This is a genomic window from Arsenophonus sp. ENCA, from assembly GCF_002287155.1.
Taxonomy (GTDB): domain Bacteria; phylum Pseudomonadota; class Gammaproteobacteria; order Enterobacterales; family Enterobacteriaceae; genus Arsenophonus; species Arsenophonus nilaparvatae.
On sequence record NZ_NHNG01000666.1, the window covers coordinates 1 to 2,461 of the forward strand.

2 protein-coding genes and 1 pseudogene are annotated in these 2,461 nt (G+C 40.9%); all 3 read left to right on the top strand.

All coding sequences use genetic code 11. The features are described from left to right. Positions 1-127 precede the first annotated feature (127 nt). Positions 128-1,126, top strand: a pseudogene (locus CBG25_RS17385) (helicase RepA family protein); the annotation flags it as partial. A 431-nt stretch (positions 1,127-1,557) separates the two neighbouring features. After that, a complete protein-coding gene (locus CBG25_RS17390) occupies positions 1,558-1,770 on the top strand; it encodes a hypothetical protein (RefSeq protein WP_290608230.1) in 213 nt (70 codons plus the stop codon). 9 nt (positions 1,771-1,779) lie between these two features. Next, on the top strand, positions 1,780-2,175 hold the full coding sequence (locus CBG25_RS17395) for an antiterminator Q family protein (protein ID WP_290608232.1): 396 nt from the start codon (positions 1,780-1,782) through the stop codon (positions 2,173-2,175). The last annotated feature ends 286 nt before the right edge of the window (positions 2,176-2,461 follow it).

Sequence of the window (2,461 nt, forward strand, 5' to 3'; positions counted from 1 at the left end):
CATAAACGATTATCTCGTAACAGCCGCTCTTTGTTGATCATTTCAAACCTTTATTCTCTAAGTTAAACCTCTTTTTATTCTCAATAGCGTGACAAAAAATGCAAGTCTCTATTCAGCAACTAGTTTAATGAGTATAGGATCTGCCGGATTTGATACCCAGCTTGATTATGTTGTTAAGGGGCTTATTCCTGCCCATTCGTTATGCAGCATTTACGGGCCTAGCGGTTCGTATAAGAGCTTTCTTGCTGGTTCGTGGGCCTGCCATATCGCAACCGGTAAAGATTGGGGAGAGCATCGTGTCGCGCATGGATCTGTGATGTATGTGGTTGGCGAGGGTGGTATTGGTGTACCACGCCGTATCAAGGCATGGGAAATAGTGCATGGTCAGGAGGCTAATAATCTTTACCTTGTCAATACACCTATATTCCCTGCTGCACCGATGGAAATAAAGGAAATGGCGATTGCAGCTAAACAGGTAGAAGCTGAAACCGGCAAGCCTGTTCGCTTAATTATTCTCGACACCCTGGCACGTTGCTTTGGCGGTTCTGATGAGAATGATGCTAAAGATATGGGCGCATTTGTACGCGGTTGTGATGAACTTAAAAAACAAACAGGTGCAACAATTCTGGTGATTCACCATTCCGGCAAGGATGAGTCAAAAGGTGCGCGAGGTTCAAGTGCTTTCCGTGCTGCACTGGATGCTGAATTTAAAATTAACCGTGAGTGCGATGGAAACGCCTTGGTTATTGCCTGTACCAAAATGAAGGATGCCGAGGAGCCAGAAGCTAAGGCTTATGACCTGCGCGTAGTAGAACTATTCACCGATAGCGACGGCGAGCTTGTGACTTCGCTAATAGTGGTTGATAAGCCTCGTGAGCCGAAGGAGGAGGATCTGATCATTGGCGCAGTTAGCAACAAAACGGATAACCATACCGCGCTATGGCAATGCATACGCTCAAGAACATCCCTCAAAGATCCATGCACAATCGCGTTAATTCGTGACGACATGAAATCAATGGGGATTGATATTAAGCATTTTCGTCGCTGGCTTGTAAAACTTGAAAATGAGGGATTGGTGCGTGTGGATGGCAACGATTTACACCCTGTCATCAAGGATAACACTTGATAAAAGTGGGTAACAAAATGGGTAACACTTAGTGAATTTAACATTTAATTAACATAATGACCCACTTTTCTCGCCTATATGTGGAAAAAGTGGGGAATTCCAACAAACCCAGCAATAGCGCGGCCTACAGCCTAAGTTTAAAAATGCTTGGGTAAAAAAGTGGGCACCTAAAAAATGGGGGATAAAGTGGGTATTATGTGGGTAGTGCAAGATTGAAAACTATCAAAACAAGAGGGGGGAAGTGTGCCAATAGCTATCAATGAAAGCATGATAACTATGGCAATCAGCGCTCAAAAAATAGACGTATCGTTTATTACAAAGAGAATAGTAAGGAGGTTTTTAGTTAATACCCACCTTTTCTCTTGGCTGGCTATCCCAGTGAAGGTAACACTTTAATTTCAATGTATTTAATTAAACCAAAAGGATAAAAAATGTCTATTACATCAATAGAACTAAATGATTTCAGAGATGATATCAATGCATTAATAAATTCCGGCATAAACATGCAGCATGTTTATCAAGCTTTAGCGGTAATGGAACTAAGAAAAATGTACAAAAGAATGGAATTCATGGGAGATGCAATAGATAGAATAGAGAATGAATTAGAACAGGTAAACACTAATATTCGCAATTTACAGCAATAAGGCAAGGATATGCGAGATATTCAACGTGTGCTTGAACACTGGGGTGCATGGGCAGCGGATGGGGCTATTAATTGCAAGTGGCCTCGTGCGTCTGTCTTAGCCAAGCTAGCAATACCCAGTATTGGGAAAATGCAACCAAGTTGTGGTGATCAGGATGGAGAGAAAATAGATAAGGCTATAAGGCGGTTGAAGGATTATAAAAAAGATTATTATTCCCTAATCATCATGTATTACCTGAAACGCTATTCACCTCAAAAGATAGCAGATCATTATGGCGTCTCACGTGATAAAGTTGTCAAGCGTCTACAGGCGGCAGAAGGATTTATAGAGGGATGTCTTGTTATGGATGAGGTAAAACTGGAAATAGACAGATTTGTCAAGGAAGAAAGAAACATACTGCATTAAGTCCTGATTTTCTTAAGAGTGCTACAAGCACCTTACCCCCTACCTAAAATTGCCTAAAGAAGGGTTTATCTTCCTGCAAATTCTTTATTTCTTTTAAAAAGCAAAGTACTATATTTATGTTATTTCTTAACACTACAACCTGAATTTCACGAAAAGGCGGTTACTTTGCGGTAGCCGCTTTTTTTATGCTAGAGAGAAAATACATACATGAAAAAATTAATTGAATTACGTCAACAAAAAGAGGGCGTTGCTGAGCAGATGCGCGCTTTACTTACTCAATCTGAAC

Bases quoted from the DNA above. Each gene is read 5' to 3' on its own strand.
- CBG25_RS17390 (WP_290608230.1), top strand. From the start codon at position 1,558: ATGTCTATTACATCAATAGAACTAAATGATTTCAGAGATGATATCAAT.
- CBG25_RS17395 (WP_290608232.1), top strand. From the start codon at position 1,780: ATGCGAGATATTCAACGTGTGCTTGAACACTGGGGTGCATGGGCAGCG.